Annotated in this window: 15 protein-coding genes and 1 pseudogene; 10 read left to right on the forward strand and 6 right to left on the reverse strand. The window is 69.7% G+C overall.

The window, feature by feature from the left end; genetic code table 11:
• The first annotated feature begins 17 nt into the window (after positions 1-17).
• On the forward strand, positions 18-473 hold the full coding sequence (locus QF027_RS37145; protein ID WP_307079579.1) for a MarR family winged helix-turn-helix transcriptional regulator: 456 nt from the start codon (positions 18-20) through the stop codon (positions 471-473).
• A gap of 154 nt (positions 474-627) precedes the next feature.
• Here the strand turns inward: QF027_RS37145 and QF027_RS37150 are convergent, their stop codons facing one another.
• Positions 628-4,326 carry an nSTAND1 domain-containing NTPase gene (locus tag QF027_RS37150; protein ID WP_307079581.1) on the reverse strand — a complete coding sequence of 1,233 codons (3,699 nt, stop codon included), beginning with the start codon at positions 4,324-4,326 and terminating at the stop codon, positions 628-630.
• Between the two features lie 123 nt (positions 4,327-4,449).
• Between QF027_RS37150 and QF027_RS37155 the strand changes: the two genes are divergently transcribed.
• The 5 genes and pseudogenes from QF027_RS37155 (at position 4,450) to atpF (ending at position 8,308) form a co-directional block, all read left to right on the forward strand.
• Positions 4,450-5,673, forward strand: coding sequence for an acyltransferase family protein (locus tag QF027_RS37155; RefSeq protein WP_307079583.1), 1,224 nt, complete (start codon positions 4,450-4,452; stop codon positions 5,671-5,673).
• Positions 5,674-5,754: 81 nt separating this feature from the next.
• Positions 5,755-6,158, forward strand: a pseudogene (locus tag QF027_RS37160) (transposase); the annotation flags it as partial.
• Between the two features lie 88 nt (positions 6,159-6,246).
• A complete protein-coding gene (locus QF027_RS37165; protein WP_306974778.1) occupies positions 6,247-7,122 on the forward strand; it encodes a hypothetical protein in 876 nt (291 codons plus the stop codon).
• Between the two features lie 115 nt (positions 7,123-7,237).
• Complete coding sequence (locus QF027_RS37170) at positions 7,238-7,498, forward strand: recombinase family protein (protein ID WP_306986489.1); 261 nt, start codon at positions 7,238-7,240, stop codon at positions 7,496-7,498.
• A 300-nt stretch (positions 7,499-7,798) separates the two neighbouring features.
• Positions 7,799-8,308 carry a F0F1 ATP synthase subunit B gene (atpF, locus tag QF027_RS37175; protein ID WP_306974776.1) on the forward strand — a complete coding sequence of 170 codons (510 nt, stop codon included), beginning with the start codon at positions 7,799-7,801 and terminating at the stop codon, positions 8,306-8,308.
• Between the two features lie 586 nt (positions 8,309-8,894).
• On the opposite strand, the gene QF027_RS37180 is transcribed toward atpF, so the two are convergent.
• Complete coding sequence (locus QF027_RS37180) at positions 8,895-10,925, reverse strand: alpha/beta hydrolase family protein (RefSeq protein ID WP_307079585.1); 2,031 nt, start codon at positions 10,923-10,925, stop codon at positions 8,895-8,897.
• A gap of 196 nt (positions 10,926-11,121) precedes the next feature.
• Here QF027_RS37180 and QF027_RS37185 point away from each other — a divergent pair, with 196 nt between their 5' ends.
• The 4 genes from QF027_RS37185 to QF027_RS37200 all read left to right on the forward strand — a co-directional run bounded on the left by QF027_RS37185 (position 11,122) and on the right by QF027_RS37200 (position 15,592).
• Complete coding sequence (locus tag QF027_RS37185) at positions 11,122-11,517, forward strand: recombinase family protein (RefSeq protein WP_307079587.1); 396 nt, start codon at positions 11,122-11,124, stop codon at positions 11,515-11,517.
• A 1-nt stretch (position 11,518) separates the two neighbouring features.
• Positions 11,519-13,024 (forward strand): S1 RNA-binding domain-containing protein, encoded by a 1,506-nt coding sequence (locus QF027_RS37190; protein WP_306974770.1) that lies wholly within the window; start codon positions 11,519-11,521, stop codon positions 13,022-13,024.
• Between the two features lie 472 nt (positions 13,025-13,496).
• On the forward strand, positions 13,497-14,114 hold the full coding sequence (locus QF027_RS37195) for a hypothetical protein (RefSeq protein WP_306974768.1): 618 nt from the start codon (positions 13,497-13,499) through the stop codon (positions 14,112-14,114).
• A 215-nt stretch (positions 14,115-14,329) separates the two neighbouring features.
• Positions 14,330-15,592, forward strand: a complete 1,263-nt coding sequence (locus tag QF027_RS37200; RefSeq protein WP_307079589.1) for an MFS transporter — start codon at positions 14,330-14,332, stop codon at positions 15,590-15,592.
• A gap of 28 nt (positions 15,593-15,620) precedes the next feature.
• Here QF027_RS37200 and QF027_RS37205 read toward each other — a convergent pair whose 3' ends face one another.
• The 4 genes from QF027_RS37205 to QF027_RS37220 form a co-directional block, all read right to left on the reverse strand.
• A complete protein-coding gene (locus QF027_RS37205; protein ID WP_306974763.1) occupies positions 15,621-16,421 on the reverse strand; it encodes an ABC transporter permease in 801 nt (266 codons plus the stop codon).
• Between the two features lie 5 nt (positions 16,422-16,426).
• The gene (locus QF027_RS37210) at positions 16,427-17,230 is read right to left on the reverse strand and encodes an ABC transporter permease (RefSeq protein ID WP_307079591.1); all 804 of its coding nucleotides are present in this window, start codon (positions 17,228-17,230) and stop codon (positions 16,427-16,429) included.
• 1 nt (position 17,231) lies between these two features.
• Entirely contained in the window at positions 17,232-18,248 is a 1,017-nt protein-coding gene (locus QF027_RS37215) for an ABC transporter ATP-binding protein (protein ID WP_306974758.1), read from the reverse strand.
• A 145-nt stretch (positions 18,249-18,393) separates the two neighbouring features.
• Entirely contained in the window at positions 18,394-21,258 is a 2,865-nt protein-coding gene (locus QF027_RS37220; RefSeq protein ID WP_307079592.1) for a glycoside hydrolase family 2 TIM barrel-domain containing protein, read from the reverse strand.
• Positions 21,259-21,267 lie beyond the last annotated feature (9 nt).

Genomic DNA, 21,267 nt, shown 5'->3' on the forward strand with positions numbered 1-21,267 from the left:
GCGAAGGGAGCCGTTCCGTGAGTACATCCGCACGCAGCAGGGCCGAGCAGACCCTGCTCCTGGACGACCAGCTGTGCTTCGTGCTCTACGCGGCATCGCGAGCGGTCACCGCGCGCTACCGCCCGCTCCTCGACGAACTCGGGCTGACCTATCCCCAGTACCTGGTGATGCTGGTGCTCTGGGAGCAGGACTCGATCTCCGTGCGCGATCTGGGTACGGCTCTCCAGCTGGAGTCCAGCACGCTGTCGCCGCTGCTGAAGCGACTGGAGGCGGCCGAGCTGCTGCGCCGCGAACGCCGACCGGACGACGAGCGTTCGGTGGCCATCCGGCTCACCGAGGAGGGGATGGCACTGCGGGAGAGGGCTCGGGCGGTGCCGTCGGCGATGGGCGACGCCATGGGGCTGACGCCGGAGCAGGATGCCGTGGTGAAGCAGCTGCTCCGGTTGATCACGAGCAATGTGGGGGCGGGTTGAGGGTGCCGGTCCGGCGGAAGTGGGTGAGGTCGTTGGCGCAGCAGATGAGGAGCTGATCGCCGACGGCCCTCGTGGTCCGGAGGGGGAGGTACAGGGCCTCCGTGGACTCGCCTGTCCGCAGGTCCCAGTGGGGTCGTGTGCCGACTGACTCCTCCTATGTCGGGGCCCGTCGACAGCCGGTTTCCGTGGACTGGTCGTGCAGGTAGCGGGACTGCTCCTGAGGGGTGAGGTTGGTGTCGACGGCCGCGCAGATGTCGTGGATCGCGCGGGCCGGGTCGGGCAATTCGACGTTCCACAGGTCGACGGAGCCGCCTGTGCCGATGGCCAGGGTGCGTCCGTCGGGGCTGAACGCGGCCGCTTCGGGTGAGCGCGTCGGCAGGGTGAGTCTGGTCTGGCCGGTGGCGAGGTCCCACAACTGGACGCCTCTCGCGCTGCTCGCGGCCAGGGTGCGCGCGTCGGGGCTGAAGGCCAGCGACGCCACTTCACCTTCGACACGGAAGCTGTCCTGGAGCCGGCCGGTGCGCGCGTCCCACATCGTCACCGATCCGCGACTGCCGCTCACGGTGGCCAGGGTGCCCCCGTCCGGGCTGAACGCGAAGGCCGACAGGAACTGGGCGCTCGGGTTGATGGTGCGCTGGGTGCGTCCCGTCGTGGCGTCGAGCAGCCTGACCTGGTCACCGCCGGCCTCGATGTCCACGACGGCGAGTGTGCGTCCGTCCGGGCTGAACGCCACTCGCCGGACGGGGCCGCCGTGGCCGGGCTGAGCCGCGGTGTGCAGTGCGCCGGTGGTGAGGTTCCAGAGGTGTACTGTCCCCTGCCAGTCGACGACGGCGAGCCGTGTCCCCTCGGGACTGAAAACCGCCGTGTAGACGGCGTCCAGGGCCCGGCTCAGGCGAAGTCGGCCCGTGGCGACGTCCCGGACCTCGATCACCCCCTTCTTGACGGACCTGGCAGCCAGGACACGGCCGGTCGGGTCGACCCCCACGGCTGCGAGGCGGCCAACCGGGACGGCCAGCTGCTGTCCTGTGGGACCCGGATCCGTGTCGAGCGCCAGGGTGGCTTCGCGATCGCCGGTCGCGGCATCCCAGAGCTGTACCGACCCACGGCCCGGCGGGCCTTGGCGAACCGTGCCCACCGTGCGTCCGTCCGGGCTGAAGGCCACGTCGCCGATGTACGTGCCGGCAGGGCCGGGCAGAGTGGTCTGCGGGGGATCGGCGGGCAGGCGGTGGACGCGGATGGTGGGGTCCGCATTGCTGCCGGTGACCAGGGTACGGCTGTCCGCGCTGAGGGCCACTCTCACGGTTCCCCGTCCGTGGTGCCCGACGGTCACGGTGGCCCGTCGCGCACCGGAGGCGGTGTCCCACAGTCGCACCGTGTCCCCCGGGCCCGGAATGGCGAGGGTCCGCCCGTCCGGGGTGAAGGCCACCTCGTTCGACCCGATGAAACCGTCCCGGATGGTGCGCCGGACGACGCCGGTGGCCACCTCCCGCAGTTGCACCGAACCGTCGGCGAGGACAACCGCGTACGTCCGGCCGTCATGGCTGAGAGCCACCCCTGCGCCGTGAATGCGGCTGTCGTGGGTGGTCCGCGTGCGGCCGGTGGCAACGTCCCACACCCGCACCAGTCCGCCGAGGCCCACCGCGGCGAGGGTCCGTCCGTCAGGGCCGAAGGCGACCGATTCCGGGTCGGGGTAGCCGGTGAATCCGCGCCGCTTGCGGCCGGTGGCCACGTCCCACACCCGTACACCCGCCCAGGAGGCGGCGGCCACGGTACGACCGTCAGGGCTGAAGGCGATCCCGCGTATCGCACCGCCGGGGAGGGTGAGGGTTCCAAGTTGCCTGCCGGTGACCGGATCCCACCTGCGGATGACGCCGTCGGTGGCTACGGCGAGGGTGCGTCCGTCGGGGCTGAACGCCGCGACTTCGCCGCTGTCGTCGGGGCCGGTGAACGTGTGTCGGAGCCGACCTTCTGGCAGATCCCAGATCCGCACTTTGCCGTCCCTCGTTTGGTCGGCGACGGTGTGCCCGTCCGGACTGAGGGCGAGGGAATCCACCGGTTCGGTGCCGCCGGTCAGGCGCTTGCGCAGCGGTAGCGCCGCGGCGGCGTACAGGGCGGCGGTGGCCTCGCGGGTCGGGCTGGTCCGGTAGGCGTGGACGGCGAGCAGTGCCGCGAGGTCGGGGTCGGAGTCCAGCAACGCACCGGACTGGCCCGCCAGTTGCCGCGACTGGGCCAGGTGCTGGGCGGTGACTGCGCTCTGCCACTGCCCCACGGCGAGGCCGGCGGCGACGAGGGCAAGGCACAGGGCGGCGGTGACCGCGGTGAGCACCAGCCGGGACCGGCGACGGCCCTTGTGCTCGTGATCGCGGCTGGCGTCGAGGTAGGCGTGCTCCAGGTCGGTCAGGTCCTCGCGCGGTGTGCCGCCGAAGTGTTCCTGGGTGGCGGCGAGCCGGCTTCCCCGGTACAACGCGCCCTCCTCACGACCGAGTTCCTGCCAGGCGTGGGCCGCTTCGGTCAGGTTCCGGTGCACACGCAGGCGTTCGCGGTCCTCCTCGATCCACCCGCGCAGCCTGGGCCAGGCTGTGAGCAGTGCTTCGTGGGCGATCTCGACCGTGTCGCCGTCCAGGGTGAGCAGCCGCGCTCCGGCGAGCGCCTCCACCACCTGGGCGGTGTCGCCGAGTTCCTCGCGCTCGACGGGACGGCGGGTGTCGGGCGTGCCGTCCCCGGGGGCGACCATGCGCAACAACACCCGGCGGGCGGCGGCCGCCTGGTCCTCGGTGAACCGGCCGTAGATCTCCTCGGCGGTCTTGGCGATCGCGCCGTCCAGGCATCCGGCCGCCTCGTACCCCGCCACGGTCAGTGTCTTGCCGCGGCGGCGGCGCCAGGTCTCCAGCAGCGCGTGAGACAGCAGCGGCAGCCCGCCCGGCGCGTCGGCGACCTCTTCGACCAGCCGGGTGGTGAGGGCGCGTTCCACGGTCAGTCCGGCGGCCGTGGCCGGCCTGACCACGGCGTCGCGTAGTTCCGTGCGGCTCATCGCTCCGGTCAGGAGGTTGGCGTCGCGCAGTGCGTCGGCCAGCTCACGGTGCTCGGCGCAGCGGCCGTAGAAGTCGCCGCGCACTGCCAGCAGCACCCGCAGACGGCTCTCGGGCCGGCGGGCCGTCAGCAGCAGATCGATGAAGCGGGCGCGCTCGGCCGCGTCGTGGCAGAGGGTGAAGACCTCCTCGAACTGGTCGACGATCACGAACGTGTCCGCCGCGGCGTCGCCGTCGCGGGGAATCGCGGGTGTGAGGAGCGGTGCGTGGCTGCGGGCGGGGCGTTCGCCCGGGGTCAGGATGCGGATCGCGGCCGGGCGCGGGCCCGGCTCCTGAGCGCGCCGGAGGACGGGTATCAGGCCGGCCCGCAGCAGGGAGGACTTGCCGCTGCCGGAGGGGCCGAAGACCGCGGCGAACCGTCGGCGGCGCAGTAGGTCGACCAGGTCTGCGGTGAGCTGTTCCCGGCCGAAGAACAGGTCGCTGTCCCCGGTCTCGAACCGTGCGAGACCCCGATACGGCGCGAGTGATCCGTCCTCGTCCCGAGAGCCGTCATCGGCGGACTCCTCCACCGCCGCCTTCCAGCGGGCCTCCCATTCCGCCGGGTCCGCACCGCACGCCCCCGCATAGGCCAGCACCACCGGGAGCGTCGGCAACTGCTCGCCCGCCGCGGCCTGCGACAGCGTGGTCACGGAGTAACCCGCCCGCTGAGCCAGGGACCGGTAGGTGATCCCGTCCGCCTCCAGCCTCAGCTTGCGTAACTCGAACGCGAACCGCTGCACCGGACCCGCCGCCGGATCCACCGGCACCTCATGACGCCCCGCCACACCCTCACCCCGTTCAATGTTCGGCCGCCAGAACGGTACTGCCGAACAATGCGCCGGCCGGTGAACTCGGTGATCAGCGCACCCGACCGGGGCCCGCCTGATCGAAGAGGACTCTGCTCACGCATGGAATCCCCACCCCCCGTCCCCCTTCCGGCGAAGCTGGGCTGGCTGGACGCGTTGCGCGGTATCGCCGCACTCGTCGTGGTGTTCGACCACTCCTCGTACACCTTCATGGCGGACTTCCGGCGGGAGTTGATGCCGCAGTTCAACACCAGCCGTTACGGCATCATGGTGTTCTTTCTGGTGAGCGGCTACATCATCCCCGCGTCGCTGGAGCGGCGCGGCTGCGTCCGGACGTTCTGGATCGGGCGGATCTTCCGTGTGTACCCGCTGTGGACGGTGGTCGTCATGGTGCTCCTCGCCGCCAACCTCTCGGGTGTCGCGGAACTGCACGACTTCGGCCGGCAGAGCGCTGCCACCGTGGTGGTCGCCCACGCCACGATGCTCCAGGAGTTACTGGGAACGCCCAATCTCCTGCTGGTCCTGTGGACGCTCTCCTACGAGATGTCCTTCTACCTGCTGGTCGTCGCCCTGTTCACGGTTCGCCTGCACCGGCAGTCCGCGGCGATCGCGGTCACCCTGGCAGTGCTCTCCGCCGCGAGCGTGACGGCGGGCGCGGTACTGCCCGCCTCCGCACTGTCAGGCCTGGTCGGCACCGGCCCGCTGATCGTGTGCGCTTCGATCGCCATGGGGCTCGCCATCTGCTGTGCGAGCGTCGGCTCACCCGTGATCCGGGTGTTCGGGGGTGTGTTGGGCGGGGTGCTGGCGCTCGTCCTGGTCGCGTTCAACGGCACGGTCCCGCTGTGGGAGGGCCTGGTGATCCTCGCCGTGATGTTTCTCGGCACCGCCGTTTACCGTGCCGAGCACGGTCAGAGCACGTGGCGCCGTACCGCTGCCGCGGCTGTCCTGGTGGTCGTCTGTGCCGTGGGGAGTGCGTACTGGTCCGGCACCGACGACCACTTCGCACGGCGCGGCTGGATCGTCGCGTACCTGCTGGCTGTGCTCACCTTCGCCGTCGGACTGGCGTCGCGCGGGCGGCGCGTACCGCCGATGCTGACCGGACTGGGGACGATCAGCTACTCGGTGTATCTGGTGCATCCGGTCCTGTTGGCGGTGATCGACGGCATGGTCGGCCGACGGCGGCAGGACAGTCTCGTGCTCGAAGTGGCCTTCTTCGCGGTGCTGTTGCCCGTCTGCCTGCTGACCCACCGTTGCGTCGAAGCGCCGAGCCAGGCGTGGGGCCGCAGAGTGGCGGGCCGTCTGCAGCCGTCGCGTACCGGACGCTGACAGCCCTGGCAGATCTGAGAGTTGACTCAATATGTGAGGGCTTCGGGCTGGTCCGGGACGCCGTCGAAGGCGGGGCGGACCGGCGGGAGCACCCTGTGGGGCGTCAACCGTCGCAAGAAGGGCGCCGCGAACACCCTGGCCGCGCTCAGGTCGATCCGGGCCGCTCGCCCGGACGGCGCCCCGATCTACGTCATCCTGGACAACCTGTCCGCCCACCAGGGCGACACCATCCACCCTGGGCGAAGAAGAACAAGGTCGAGCTGTGCTTCACGCCGACCTACGCGTCCTGGGACAACCCGATCGAAGCCCACTTCGGGCCGTTGCGACAGTTCACCATCGCCAACTCCAACCACCGCAACCACACCACACAGACCCGGGCCCTCCACGCCTGTCTCCGCCGGCGCAACCCCAACGCCCGCCACCCCGACGTCCGTGCCGCCCAGCGTCGAGAGCGCGCCTGCAGCCGCAGTGAGAAGGGCATCCGGCCGCAGCACACCCCGCGGACGACTCCACGCCAAACTCGGACGCGACGGCACCTTGATCCTTTCGGTTCCGTGCCTGTCCAATCGGCAGATGACTGAGACCGATGCCGACCTTGGCACCGTCACCGCGCCCTCCGGAATGCTCGTGCTGGGGATGGCGGGCTGGATCGACTACTGGCCGCAGGTGGGACGGCCGCTGTCCGAGCGGGCTCGGACAGCAATGGCCACCGGCGGCGGCCACCTGCACGGACCCGAGGACTGTGAGCCGTCCGCTTGGATGTGCGAGGCGATCGCTGTAGCAGCCGCTGCAGACCGGCCCCTGCAGGTTCGGGCCCAGACATCGGCCTCACCCTTCGACGGGGAACCGACGATCGCCGTCCTGGAGGTCGACCTCGGCCTGCCGTGGCCCGGCCCCGATGACGGCGAACCCGTGCAGCTCGGCGATCTGCCGGTCGACCGATGTGGCATGGTCCTCGGTGACGCTCAGGCGCTGGACGACTTCACCGGCCTGGACGGACAGTCCACCGACGGCTTGGCGGACGTCACCTACTGGGGCAAGTACGAAGACACCGTCCATGCGCAGTTCGGCGGTGACCGCATCCCGCAGCACCCCAGCGGACACGGGCCGCGCGGATGGCTCGACCTCCCCCTGGTCGAGGCTGAAGCGGTCGCCGAACGGCTCCGAACCTGGACCCGAGAAGGGCCTGGCAATGGCCTGATGGTCTCCGTGGACGCCCACACCGACTTCCACCGATTCAACCGAGCCGGCTGGAGCCACCCACTGCTGGCGGGTGTCGTCGACCTCGGCGGTTGCCCAGTGCTCGGTCTCGGCTGGGATCCCGGGGACCACTCCATACGCCACCGCGGAGAGCGAGCCCACGGACAGGTCTACCCCGCCACCCTCGAAGCCCGCGCAGGCAACGCGGTACTGCGCTGGACCATCCCGCCCTACGCTCCCGCCCTGTGAGCCGCACTCAGCTGATCGCTTCGAAGGGCCCTGCCTGGCTGGGATGATCAACCTACGCCGGCGTCTCATTGAGGGTGTCCGGTGATGTCTCCGTTGAACGGGGGCTCACCGTACGCTGCCGGACACGGGCGAACGCGTCGGCTACGCGAGATGCAGTCTGGACAAGCAGGGCCTCGCCGCCCAGCGCGAGATCCTGCTCAGCCTGGACGCCCCGGAGGACCGGATCTACTTGGACCACGGACTGACCGCAACCAACCGCGACCGGCCCGGCCTGGCCCAGGCCCTCGCGGCCGTGCGCTTCGGCGACACCCTCCTCGTCCCGAAGCTCGACCGCCTCGCACGCTCAGTAGGTGTTTTTCTTCTTCCTTTGCTTTAACCGGCAGCGCGCGGCGCCAGCCAAGGATTCGGCGTATTCGGGTGCTATCCGATTCACGCTGACTTACCGCGCCTCGCGGTGCTCCGAGAGCGGGGTGGGCACATGTATCCACTCCTTGGCCAGCAACAATGGTCCTCCTGGACATTTTCTTGAGATCCACGCGCCCCTCAGGGAAGCACCAGTTGGTCCGGAAGGTTGCTATCCCTTCCCGTGGATCGACCAGGTCAAAGACTTTTTCTTACCAACTCATAGGAACGATCACCCTCCGGTACCAAAATTCACACTGCTAGCATCCGCGGCATGGGACCCCTGACTCCACGCCTTATGGACCTTGCTATCGGTTTGATCTGTTTCCTCCCGACCTTCGCAATCTTCGCAAAAGTCCTGCTGCCGCGCATCGAGAAGACCCTCAAGGCCCGCGAAGACGCGATCGACGGCACCGTCGAGCGGGCAAGAGCGGTTCACGAGGAAGCCCGACGCATCCACGCTGAGTACCAGGCGGAACTTGGCGCCGCTCGTCACGAGGCGGCACGAATCCGGCAAACCGCCGCAGAGGAGGGAGCCGCACTCCTCGCCAGTGTGCGCGCAGAGGGGCAGGAGCAGCGCGACCACCTCGTGGCGGCAGCAAGGGCACAGCTGGAAGCCGACCTGATCATCGCGGAAGCGGAACTGCGCGAGGACGTCTTCAACTTGGCCACCGCACTCGCAGGTCGCATCGTCGGTGAACCCCTCATCGATCTGCCCAAGGCCCGCGCCATCTCCGACGAATTCTTCGCCACGGCAGACATCAAGTCTTCCGCGACGAAATGACCTGATCGCCCGCCGCAGGACATCCAAACTCAGCCCGGATCCCAAAAGATGGCGCGAACCCCGCCTCCTGGCCCCAGTCGGCCGAAGACGGCGGCTTCGGTACCTTGTGCGTCCGCCCAGCGGTACGCAGTTTCTCGACGTCCGTCAGTGGCGTGTTGTGGAGGGCGGGCCGAGAGCGAAGGAAGCTCCCGTCTTGGGCGAGGAAATCGTCGACTCTTCAGTGAGTTGCCAGTCATCCGGGAGCATGCTTCATGATCCCGGATGTACTCGACTGGGGGACACATGCTCAGAGAGGTGCTCTCGCTATCACTGGTCGAACGCCTTTTAGTCACGTGACGTAGCTGCCCCTGCTATAGGCAGGAGTCTTCCTCGTCCACTGACTGCCACCATCGACTGCGGCAGCGGATCACCACACTCCCGGCAGTACCGCCGAGCCGTTCCGCCAGCTCCCACACCACAGATCATCCAGCCGTATGGCTCGGTTGGGCGCATTCTCGCCGTCCCCTCCGGGCCGCCGCAAGTCCGACATGGCGGTCACCCATGGTGACGCAAGTCGGTAGAGCGATGGCTTCCGGGCTCTGCGCGGTTACAGCAGGCCGGGTTGCTGCCATTCGGTGCCGAGGACGTGGTGGTCGAGGAAGTTGAGGCATGTCTCGTACCACAGGCGCGCGTGGTTCGGCTGCAGGATCCAGTGGTTCTCGTCCGGGAAGTAGAGGTACTTCGCGGGGACTTCGTGGCGCTGCAGTTCCTGGAAGAGCGTGGCGCCCTGCCCGACGGGCACGCGGTAGTCCTTCGCGCCGTGGATGACCAGCATCGGGGTGCGGATCTTCGCGACGTCCAGGTGCGGGGAGTCGGCCTCGTACCGCTCGGGGCGGGTCAGCGGGTCGCCGAAGATCCGCTGGAAGTACCAGGGCACATCGGTGTCGCCCTGAAACATCCGCAGGTCCCACAGACCCGCATGGCTGATGATCGCCTTGAACCGGTCCGTGCTGGTGGCGGCCCGGTTGGCCATGTATCCGCCGTACGAGCCGCCGGCGAGCGCCGTGCGTGAGGCATCGATGTCGTGGCGGGCCTCGGCCGCGTCGGTCAGCGCGATCACATCCGTGTAGGGGCGTCCGCCCCACTGCCCCCACCCGCGCTGGTGGTTGATCTGCCCGTAGCCGGTCGACAGGGCTGGATCCGGCAGCAGCACGGCATAGCCGCGCGCGGCGAACGGCCACGGGTTCCACCGCCAGGTCCAGCCGTTCCAGCTGGACTGCGGTCCGCCGTGGACGGCGACGAGCAGCGGAGCGGGCTGCTCGGCGGATGCGCCTTCTGGCAGGACGAGCCAGCCGCGCAGCAGGAACCCGTCGTCCGCCTCCGCGTGCACCTCGGTGAGTGTGCCGGGCAGCTGGCCGACGCCACCCGGGGCGGGCAGCACGGCCGGAGTCTGGTCGGCGACGTCGGCGTCGATCCGGACGGGCGTCGGCGGCGCGTCGACCGCATGGCGCAGGGCGTAGAGCGTCCGCCCGTCGGGGGCCACGGTCAGCGAGCCGTACGCACCCGAAGCGGTCAGGCGTGTGACGCCGCCGTCCGGGTCGCGCCGGAAGACGGGCGCGTGCCCCTGCTCGTCGGACGTGAAGAACAGCGTGTCGTCCACCGGTGAACAGGCCACGCCACCGGGCCAGTTGTCGAACCCGGGCAGCAGGTCCCGCACCGCGCCGTCGGCCAGGTCGATCCGGACGAGGGTCGCTTCCCAGGGGTCGTTGTACGTCGGGTAGCGCATCCGGCAGCACACGACGGCCGAGCCGTCGTGTGTGAACCGCGGCGCCTCGTAGAGGTGCTCCAGGTCACCGACGACGTGGATCTCCTCACCGCTCACCGCGTCGGCCACCACCACGGCGGTGCGATGCTCGTCCGGGACCCGCCCGGGCACGAACCGCCGGTACGCGACCCGTGTGCCGTCCGGCGACAACGCCGTGTCCCCCGGATCCTCCAGACCGATCCCCTGCCCGCCGGCGACGACCGGCTCCGCATCGGCATCGGCACCGGCACCGGCACCGGCACGGACGAAGGTGTGCGGCTCCGCCGGGCCGAGGTCGTGGTCCCAGGCACGGGTCGGCCCGGCCTCATACAGGATCGCGGTGACCTTCGCGTCCTTGCGCGCCGCGCGCAGCTTGCCGTGCTCATCGGCGTCGGCGGCACCCGGCAGCAGTCCCGCGGTGTGGCACAGCGCGCCGGAGTTACGGGCGACGGTGACCGCAGCGATCCCGCCTGGATGCCGGGCCACGACAACGGCCTCCCCGCGCGGCGGCAGCGCCCACAGAGCGGCACCCTCGTCCTCGTCGCCGTCACCGTCCGCAGCGCGGCTGGACAGGAAGTACAGCGTCCCGTCCGGACCGAACACCGGACCCGACTCACCCTTGTCGGACCGCGTCAGCCGCAGCGCGTCGCGCTCCCCGGCCGGATCGATCTCCCACAGACCGGACACGAACCGCGTCCCGTCCCCGGACAGCGACTGCACGGCGGCTACGAGACGAGTGCCATCGACGGACAGGGCAAGGGAGTTGATACGGGGGCAGGCGACGAAGGCGGACAGGTCGCGGAAGGCGGACGGGCCACCTGAGGACTCGATCATGCAGGCGATTGTCGCCCTTGCACGATACGGACGGCCAGGGAGCATGACGTGGTGCGCCCGTCTGTCAGCAGCCCTTCCCACATAACCGACCGTACATACACGGATGTAACGCCATTCGTTATCGCCGTTACCGAGACGCTTTCGCGGAACGGCCACTCCTGCCCCAGAAGCCCCATGACGGAACTGACCTGCCGCGTTGAGGAAGGAAAACACCTACGTTCCCGACGCCCGCGACATCGGCGACTCGCTCATCGCCCGCGACGTCAAGTTCTCGCTCGGCGGCACTCTCTACGACCCCGCCGACCCGATGGGTAAGATGTTCTTCAACATCCTGGCCACCTTTGACGAGTTCGAGGTCGTGCGCATGCGTACCCTCGAAGGCATGGCGGTGGCGCGGGCCAAGGGCAAACTCAAGGGAAAGCAGCCCAAGCTCAGCGCACACCAGCAGATGCACCAGGTCCGGCAGCACCAGTCCGGCGAGCACGCCATCGCCGACCTCGCGGAGCTCTTCTCCGTCAGCGGCCCCACCATCTACCGCGTCCTCGAACGCCACCCGAGCGCACCGGCGCCTCCGCCCTCTGTGGGGCAGTGACGTGCTGCCCTACGTCTACCGGGTCACCAAGTACGACCCCGCCGACCGCAATGAGCACGGCCACTACACCGGCGCCGAGCCCGTGACCAGTGATCACGGGCCGGTCGAAGCCGCCTACCTGCGGGCCGTCGCCGCCTTCGCCGAGGAAACCGGAGTCAATTGGCTGGCAATCCGTGAGCCGCAGATCGGCGGCTTCGCCCACTTCGGCCTGGAGCCACCGGTCGACGGTTACGGCCTGGGCAGCCTGTTCCCGGCCGGCCTCACCGGATTCCACGACGGTGCGCTGGTGCCGATCCCCGTCGGCCTGGAACTCGTCCGGGCCATGCTCCGCGACAACGGCGCCTGGTGCCGCCTGGAGGCGGAGGGAGCGTTCGCGGTCCACATCGGCTGGGACCAGTACCTCTATGTGGGCAGTGGCAGCCCCTGCGACGCGGCGCTGAACCGCACCCGCTCGCTCGGCCTGTTCCCGGAACGCCTGCACGCATCGCCGTACGACTTTGCCCCCGACGACCCACAGCATGTGCAGCGTCCGGCCGACGCCGACTTCTGGCGCCGCCTGCACTGGGCGGTCAGCGCCCACCGTGCCACCTTCCTGGAGGAGATTTACGCCGCGAACGCCTCCAGATGGCACCGCCTCACCCGTGACAACATCGAGGCGGTGCGCGCACAGCTGACCCCTCGCGCACAGCTGGCGGTCTGGCCAGACCTGCTCACCGACGCCGACGCCGCCATTGCCTCTCTGCCCGACGAGGGTCTGGTGGAAATCATCTGGGAGGACGCTGACGGGCGGATCACCAGCACGGTCGCGGACGAGTCGCAGTTCGAGGCAGTGACCTCCCAGCTCGCCAGCGCGTCTGCTGCCGGCGTCGTGTCCCCGGCTACCGATGAGCGGCACCCGCTGTTCACCGCTGTACTGCCCGACAGCGACGGGGTCCTCCGAGCACGCTGGCAGACCGAGCCGACGCCCAGCGACCGGGACTGGGCCTTCCTGAAGACGCTGCGGCGCGGACAGGTCGTCACCGGCACGGTGACGTCCATCGCCGGCTTCGGCGTCACCTTCGTGGACATCGGCGGCTTCACTGCGATGATCAATATTCCGGAGCTGTCCTGGCGGCCGATCAACCACCCGTCCGATGTCGTCAGTGTCGGCCGGGAGATCACGGCCGAGGTCCTCGACGTCGACATGGTCCGGGAACGGGTTCCGCTATCGCTCCGAGCCGTGCAGGAAGACCCGTGGCCGCAGGTAGCGCAGCGGATCGGGCAGGTGGTCACCGGACCGGTCACCAAGATCATGCCGTTCGGCGTCTTTGTGCGCATCGAAGAACGAGAGGACGGCTTCGAAGGGCTTGTGCACACTAGCGAGCTGGACGAATCAACCGGAGACGTTGTCGAGGTCGGCGACATCCTTACCGTGAAGATCACCGATGTCGATCTCACCCGGCGTCGCATCGGCTTGTCTCAGACGCAGGCCCGTACACCGCGCCACGAGGGAGATCGCCATTCCTGACGAAACGACTGCCCGTACACGCAAGGAGCAGAGGTACAAGTCCGGTGCTGAGCCAGATGAGTTGACCCCGCACATACTCTCCTTGTCCCATCCCGAGGCAACCGTTCGAAGGGACGCTGTGAGCGGCATCGAGTCGCACGGGGCAGGAGATCCCCGGGCCGTGGCGGCCCTGCTCCCCCTCCTTCGTGACCCCGATCTCAGGACCGGGATTCGGGCTCGGTACATCCTGACCTCCTGGAGCCCGTCCATCGTGCCGTTGCTCCAGGAGATCCGCCGCGGGGGGCCAGGACGGCTGCGAGCTGCGGCCCTGACGGTCCTTGCAGAGATTGCCGGCGAGGATGGCCTGTCTGCCCGAGATCGGGCAGCTGTCGAACGTCTGATCCGTATCAAGCTTCTCGGTGACCGCCCCGAGCCGCTGTCAGGCTGCTGGATCCACTGGATCGCAGTCCCTACCGGAGATCAGCGGGGAATCATGGATCTCCTCGGCCTGGCCCGGCCGCGACCAGTCACCTTCGCGCTCGCCAACGATGTCGTGGAGGCAGACAGCCATGACGGCCCGGCAGATGGCCCCGGGTGCTTCGCCCGAGTATTCGTCAGCCCCGAGCTCGACGGCTGGACCTTCGTGGCCGGCCGGTGGTGCGACCCCATCGACGACGAACGCGCGGACGAAGTACTCCGGGCCTGCGAGAGACTCAGCGCCCGTTACGGCCGAGCGCAGGCGTACTACTACGGCGCCCAAGGGGACGGATCCGCGTGGGTCGTCGCCGAGGGCGGTGCCGTCATCCGTCGCTACAGCGAGACCGGCGACGGCGATGACCACCTGCTGACCATCGGCGCCCCCCTGCCCTTCGAACGGGACCGCCGCGTCGAACTGGGACTGGCTCCCGATTGGGACGCGGCCCACGCCTCGGAAGACGAGGAAGACGAATGGAAGTGGGCGGTGTTCGATATGGCTCCGGCCCTCGCCCAAGCCATCGGCCTCAGCCCTCTGACCATCGGCTCCGACACCCCGATGCGCGGAACGGGGGTACTGGCCCTCACTGAGTACGGCACTGCCAACGGAGTACCGCCGGGTGCCTACAGCATCTGACCAACCATGACGTAGCGGGCGCGAGGAAGCTGCGCAAGCTGTCGATCACACAGGGCTACTTGTCACTTTGCGGCAGCTTCGGGAGTGCTGGGCCGACTCCCGGCGCACCAGATCCCGCGACGCCCGGGGCGCGGGGCGAGGGCGCCAAAAGTCGTTTCCGGGCCGGCGTCGGCGGCCCTAAGGTGGCCCAGGTTGTCCGGGACCTGGGGAGGGGCATGGCGTACGAGGCGCGGCGGGACGGAGAGTCCGACGGCCGTACGGCTTCCCCGAAGTCCGACGACGAGCCGCGCCCGCTGTGGCGGCAACGGGACTTCGCCGTCTTCTGGGCCGCACAGACCCTCTCCGTCCTCGGTGACTCCTTTGCCCTGATCGCCCTGCCCCTGCTGGTGCTGGAGGCCACGGGCTCCCTCGCGCGGATGGGGCTGCTGACGGCGGTGGGAGGGGCGGCCGCGGTCGTGGCGGCGGTGTTCGCCGGGGTCGTGGTGGACCGGGTCGACCGGCGCCGGCTGCTGATCGGCTGCGACCTGGTGCGCCTGGTGCTGTACGGCGTGATCCCGCTGGTGTGGCTGTTCGGGCCGCAGGTCTGGCTGCTGTACGCGGTCCTGCCGCTGTGCGAGGCCGTCGGCACACTGTTCGCCGTCGGCTATGTCACCGTCGTACGGAGTCTCGTCGGGACCGGGCAACTGACCGAGGCCAACGGGCGGTTGAACGCGACCGCGGCGGCGGCCGGCGTACTGGGCCCGCTGTGCGCGGGCATGGTGGCCGCCTGGACCGGACCGGCCGCCGCCGTCGGGGTGAACGCCGCGAGCTTCGGAGTGTCGGCGCTGTGTACGGCCTTCGTGCGGTTCCGGGCGCGGCCCGTCGGAGCCGACGGCGAACGCCCCGGCCTGTGGCGGGACTTGCGCACCGGAGCGGCTTTCCTGCGCGGCCACCCCGTCCTGCGTACGCTCACCGCCCTGCTGTTCGTCTTCAGCTTCCTCACGTTCGGCCTGAACGACCTGATCATCTACCACCTCAAGCACGACCTGGGCCACGGCGACGACACGGTCGGCACCGTCATGGCCGTCGGCGCGCTCGGAACGATCACCGGCGCCCTGCTGGTGGCCCGGGCCCGCCGCCGGCTCGGCTTCGGCGTGACCTGGTCGGCCGCGGTCGCGGTGTGCGGGCTCGCTTTCGCCGGCATGGGCTGGGCGCGGGACGTGCCCGTCGTCGCGGCCCTGAGCGCCGCCTTCCTGGCCTGCGTCGCCGTGGCGGGTACTTGCTCCATGTCCCTACGTCAGGAGGTCACCCCGGAACCGCTCCTGGGCCGGGTCACCGCCGCCTTCTGGACCCTGCACTACTCAGCGGCCCCGATCGGCGCGGCCGTCCTGACCTGGGCGGCGGAGCACCGGGGCACGGCCCCGGTCGGTGTGGCCGCCGGCGCGTGCTGCGTACTGATCGCGATCGCGGCTCTGTTCACCCCCGTCCGGCGGGCCTGAGACCACGTCCGCCGGGCAGGGCCCGACGTCACCCGTTCACCCCCGCATAATGCCGAAGACTCCACCCCCACAGCACCCGCGACCCCAGGTACGCCACCACCCCCAGCAGCGGCGACACCGCCGCCAGCCAGTACGGGACGCCGGTGTCGTGGCCGTGGCCGGTCAGGACCGCTGCCGGGAAGTAGGCGACGAACGCGAGGGGGAGGCCGTAGGTGAGGAGGCCGCCGACCGCCTTCGGGAGGACGTTGAGGGGATAGCTGCCGAAGGTGCCGAGGAGTTCCTCCAGCCAGCGGCTCCAGTAGTCGGCGGCAGGGAAGCGCAGCGCAGCGCAGGTGATCGCCGTGAAGAGGGCCGCTTCCAGGAACATGCCGCCGATGATCGCGGCGATCAGGTAGGAGATGCGGCCCGGTGTCCAGTCCAGTTGGCTGCGGCTGAGCGCGCCGACCATCAGGCCCACCGCGACCGTCAGGTCGCCGATCGCGTTGGTGGGGAAGAAGGCCAGCTGGAGTTGGCGGTACACCGGCATCGGGCGGGTCAGGTAGATGTCGATCCTGCCCTCCTGGATCTGCCGGCCCGCGCCGTGCACCCGGCCCAGCAACAGGACGAACAGTCCGTGCGCGAGCATCCTCGTCGCCGGGATCAGCAGCACCTCCGAGCTGTCCCAGCCGCCCATCCCGGTGAACCGGGTCAGCAGCACCGTGGCGAACACGATCACCGACACCTGCCAGATCGCGCCGATCGCGATCATCAGCAGGAACTCGGTGCGGTACTCCAGCTGGGCACGGAAGTTGAGACGCGTGACGCGCCACGCGATCCGCATGCCGTTCACTGGCCTCAGCCTCCTTGGGAGATGACGCGGCGGGCGGCCCGCCGCCACAAGAAACGGGTGAACAGGAAGAGCGCCACGACCCAGAACGCCTGGATCGCCAGCTGCTCGAAGGCGTCGGAGAGCGGGATGCGCCCGATGTAGAGGGACAGCGGCACGCTCAACGTGGCCTGGAACGGCAGGAATCCGCTCAGCGTGATGAACCAGTCCGGGAAGAACCACAGCGGCGCGTACACACCGGACAGCAGGTTCTGCGCGAAGATCAGGATCAGCATCGCCGCGTTGTTGCGGACCGTCCAGAAGCACAGCTGGTCCAGGGTGAGCAGCACGAAGTACAGGACACACTGGCCCAGGAGCAGGCTCAGCGCGAACACCCCTGCCACGGCTGCCGACCTGGGCGGGTCCACCACCCCGGCCGCCAGACAGACCAGATAGCCGCCGAGCGCCCACGCGAAGCCGTACACCTGCTCGCCGAGGGCACGCAGAGCGTGGTAGCGCTGGGGCGGCAGCGGGCGCAGATACCAGTAGACGATCGTGCCGAAGTGCATGTGCTGGAGCACGGTGTCCCGGCCCGCGTACTGGTCCAACTCCCTGAGGCGGGAGGCGAGTACGGCCAGCACGGCGTACGTGACGGCCTGGCCCTCGGTGAGGCCCGCGGTGGTGCCGGTGTGTGCGTACAGGCCGTGCCACAGAGAGGCCACCAGAACCACCTGGACGGCCAGGCGGGCCAGGACGGCCGTCATCCGGGGCGGCGCGTGCAGCTCACCGAGCGGGGTGACGCGGGCGGCGCGCCAGGCGTGCAGGACGGCCATGTCAGACCACCTCGGTCGCGGGTTCCGCGTGGACGTAGGCCGCCCGCATCACGTCTTCGAGGTCGGCCTCGTCGATGGCGACGCCCGTCACCTCGTACCGCTCGATGACCGCCTTGAGGGCCTGGTGCACGGTGGGGGAGTCCGGTCCGTCGGGGCTCTCGGGGCCGAACACGACCTGGGGGCCCTCCTTGCGCAGCACCGCGATCCCCGGCAGCGGGACGACGTCCGTGTGCGCGTCGGCCAGGGTCGCCCGGACCTGCCAGGTGGAGCCGAACCTGCGGCGGATCTCGTCGAGGCTGCCGTCGAGGACGAGCCTGCCGTGGTTGATCAGGACGACCCGCTCGGCGAGCCGCTCGACCTCGGTCATGTCGTGGGTGGTCAGCAGGACCGTACGGCCGCGCTCCTCCACCTGGTGGCGCAGGAACTCCCGCACCTGCTCCTTGACCACCACGTCCATGCCGATGGTCGGCTCGTCGAGGAAGACGACCGGCGGGTCGTGCAGCAGCGCGGCCGCGAGGTCGCAGCGCACGCGTTGGCCGAGGGAGAGATGACGGACCCGGGTGTCCCAGAACGTGGACAGTTCCAGGATGTCGTCGAACTCCTTGAGCCGCGCGGCGTGTTCGGCCTTCGGCACCTCGTAGATGTCCCTGAGGATCGAGAACGACTCGCGCACCGGCAGGTCCCACCACAGCTGGGTGCGCTGCCCGAACACCGCGCCGATGTTACGGGCGTTGCGTTCGCGATCCTGGTACGGCACCACGCCCGCCACCCGCGCCTCGCCGGAGGTGGGCGTGAGGATGCCGGTGAGCACCTTGATGGTGGTGGACTTGCCGGCGCCGTTCGGGCCGAGCAGGGCGAGGAGTTCGCCGGGCGCCACGTCGAAGGTGATGTCCGAGACGGCGTGCTTGGCGACCCGCTCCGGGTTGACCAGGGAGCGCAGGGTGCCGGCGAGGCCGGGGCGACGGACGGTGGTGTGGAAGGTGCGGGACAGGCCGCGAACCTCGATGCTTCCGGGCACGCTGTGAACTCCCTTGTTGCGAACAAGAGTTGCGGCCGGTCGGCTTGGAAGGCCGACCGGCCGCGGGTACACCATGACCGTCGCAGAATTCCGATCACACTGGCAATGGATTAATCCACCGGTGTATTGGACTAATCGATCACTGTCAGAGCACCGAGAAGACGAACGAGAACTCCGCCGGCTCGGCCCGCAGGTGGTACTGCGGCAGCGGGCCCGGTCCGCAGGACTGCGAGCCGATGCCGTGGTGGCCGTGGTCGAGGTTGACCCAGACCGTGTCACCGGGGGTGAGGTCGGTGAGGTGAGCGGCCGCGTCCAACTGCTCGGTCGTCCAGCGCCGGGCGGTGAAGGAGAACTCCGGGTCGCCCTCGATCCGCAGACCGCCGAGCTCCACCCAGCGGACGTCGGCGCGGGCGCCGTTCTCCTGCGGGCGCAGATACGGCGTCTGAAGCTCGTCCACGCTCGCCTGCCAGCGCCCGACCATGGACGCCTTCCTGGTGTCCGGGTAGGCCTCGCCGGGGCCGCCGCCGAACCACTTCACCTGGTCGGCCTCGGGGAGCCCGAGCCGGATGCCGAGCCGGGGCAGCGGCTGGGTCCACTCGCCCTCGGGGCCGACGGACACCGTCAGGCGGAGCCGCGAGCCGTCCGAGGTCCAGCGGTACACGGCGGCGAGCCCCACCTCGCGGGCGGCGGGTGCGACCCGGGTCCGGACGGTCAGCGCGTCCTCGCCCAGCTCCACCGAGTCCAGCCGGTGCTGCATCCGGTGCAGGCCCAGGGTCCGCCACAGCGTGCTGTAGCGGATGCCGGAGTCCCACTCCGTGCCCTCGTCGTTGTCGGTCGTCGCCCGCCACACATCCAGACGCGGGCTCTCGACGGCGACCCCGCCGATCGCCTTGAGGGCGCCGGTACGGCCATCGAAGGACGCCGGACCCAGGGTGATCAGCTTCTCGCCGCGCACCGGCCGGTCGGTGGGCGCGACGGAGGGCCGTACAGGCACGGTCGCCGGGAACTGTCCCCACGCGACGACGTGGTCCTTCGGCGCCCAGGCCGTGTCGGACGCCAGCAGCGCCCGCACCGTCCACTGCGCCTCCGCGGACTCGTGCGCGGGCGGCTCCGGCAGCTTCAGGTCCGCCGACTCCCCGGGCGCCAGCGCCGGCACCGAGAGCGTGCCGGCCTCGACCGTCTCGCCGTCCACCTGGTACGACCACTCGAAGGCGAGCTGGGACAGGTCGGCGAAGTCGTACGTGTTGGTGATCCGTACGGTTCCGTCGGCGCCGTCGATGCGGACCGGCTCGATGACCTTCTTGTACTCGATCAGGCCGGGGGAGGGCGTGCGGTCCGGGAAGATCAGGCCGTCGCAGACGAAGTTGCCGTCGTGCAGCTCCTCGCCGAAGTCGCCGCCGTAGGCGTAGCCCAGCTCGGCGTGCTTGACGCCGTGGTCGATCCACTCCCAGATGAAGCCGCCCTGGAGACGGTCGTACTTCTCGAAGAGTTCCTGGTAGTCGGCGATGCCACCGGGGCCGTTGCCCATGGCGTGGCCGTACTCGCACTGGATGAAGGGGAGTGCGCGGCGCTTGTGGGTGCCGCCGTCGAGCTCCTTGCCGATTCTCTCCACCTCGGCGTGGTTCGCGTACATCCGCGAGTACACGTCGGTGTCCCGGCAGTTCCAGTCGCCCTCGTAGTGCACCAGGCGCGAGGAGTCACGGGCGTGGATCCACTCGGCCATCGCGGTCAGGCCGCGGCCGGTGCCGGCCTCGTTGCCCAGCGACCAGAAGACGATCGAGGGGTGGTTCTTGTCCCGCTCGACCATGCGGGCCGCGCGGTCCAGGAGGGCCGGGGTCCAGCGGTCGTCGTCGACGGGGTTGTCCCGCCAGTCCTGCTCGGTGAAACCGTGGGTCTCCAGGTCGCACTCGTCGATGACCCACAGGCCGTACTCGTCGCACAGGTCCAGGAAGGCCGGGTGCGGCGGGTAGTGCGAGGTGCGCACGGCGTTGATGTTGTGCCGCTTCATCAGCAGCACGTCCTGGCGCATGGTCTCCAGGTCGAGGGTGCGGCCCTTCTCCGGGTGCCACTCGTGCCGGTTGACGCCCTTGAACAGGACCGCCTTGCCGTTGACCTTGATCAGACCGTCTTCGAGGACGACCGTACGGAAGCCGATCCTGAGCGGGACCCGCTCGCCCTCGGTGACCAGCTCGCCGTCGTAGAGCCGGGGGCTCTCGGCGCTCCAGGGTGCCACCAGGGTGGTCGCCGTCTCACCGGTGGCGACATCGATGTCGAGGGCGGGCACGAGCACCCGCCCGTCGACGTCGGAGTCGACACGCAGGGTGCCCTCGCCCGTGAGGTGGTCGTAGGAGGCGTGCACGAAGAAGTCGAGGACACCGCCCGCCGGACGGTGCACCAGGGTCACCTCGCGGAAGATGCCCGGCAGCCACCACTGGTCCTGGTCCTCCAGGTAGGACCCGGCCGACCACTGGTGCACCCGGACCGCGAGGACGTTGCCCTTCGGCTTCAGCAGATGACCGACGGCGAACTCGTGCGCGAGGCGGGAGCCCTTGAACTCGCCGATGTCCGTGCCGTTGAGCCAGACCCGGGCGCAGGACTCGACACCGTCGAACCGGATCACGGCGCCGCCCTCGGAGAGAGCGGGCCAGTCCTCCGGCAGGTCGAAGACGCGCAGGTGGTCACCGGTCGGGTTCTCGGTGGGGACGTGCGGCGGGTCCACCGGGAAGGGGTAGAGGTGGTTGGTGTAGATGGGCAGCCCGAAGGCCCCGTCTCCCTGGAGGACCCAGTGCCCGGGGACCGTGACCTCGGCCCAGCCGTCGGCGTCGTATCCCTCCTCGGCGAAGGAGTCGTCCTCGGCGTCGGCGGTCGCCGAGAGCCTGAAGCGCCAGGCGCCGTCGAGGGGCAGGGCCTTCGCGTCGGAGGAGGCGTACCAGGCGCGGGGCGGGAGGGCCCCGCTGCCCGGGGATACGTCCTCGACGTAGTCGATGGCCGTGGTGGTGCGGAAAGACATCGGTCTCCA

The sequence above is a fragment of the Streptomyces canus genome (assembly GCF_030816965.1).
Taxonomy (GTDB): Bacteria; Actinomycetota; Actinomycetes; order Streptomycetales; family Streptomycetaceae; genus Streptomyces; species Streptomyces canus_E.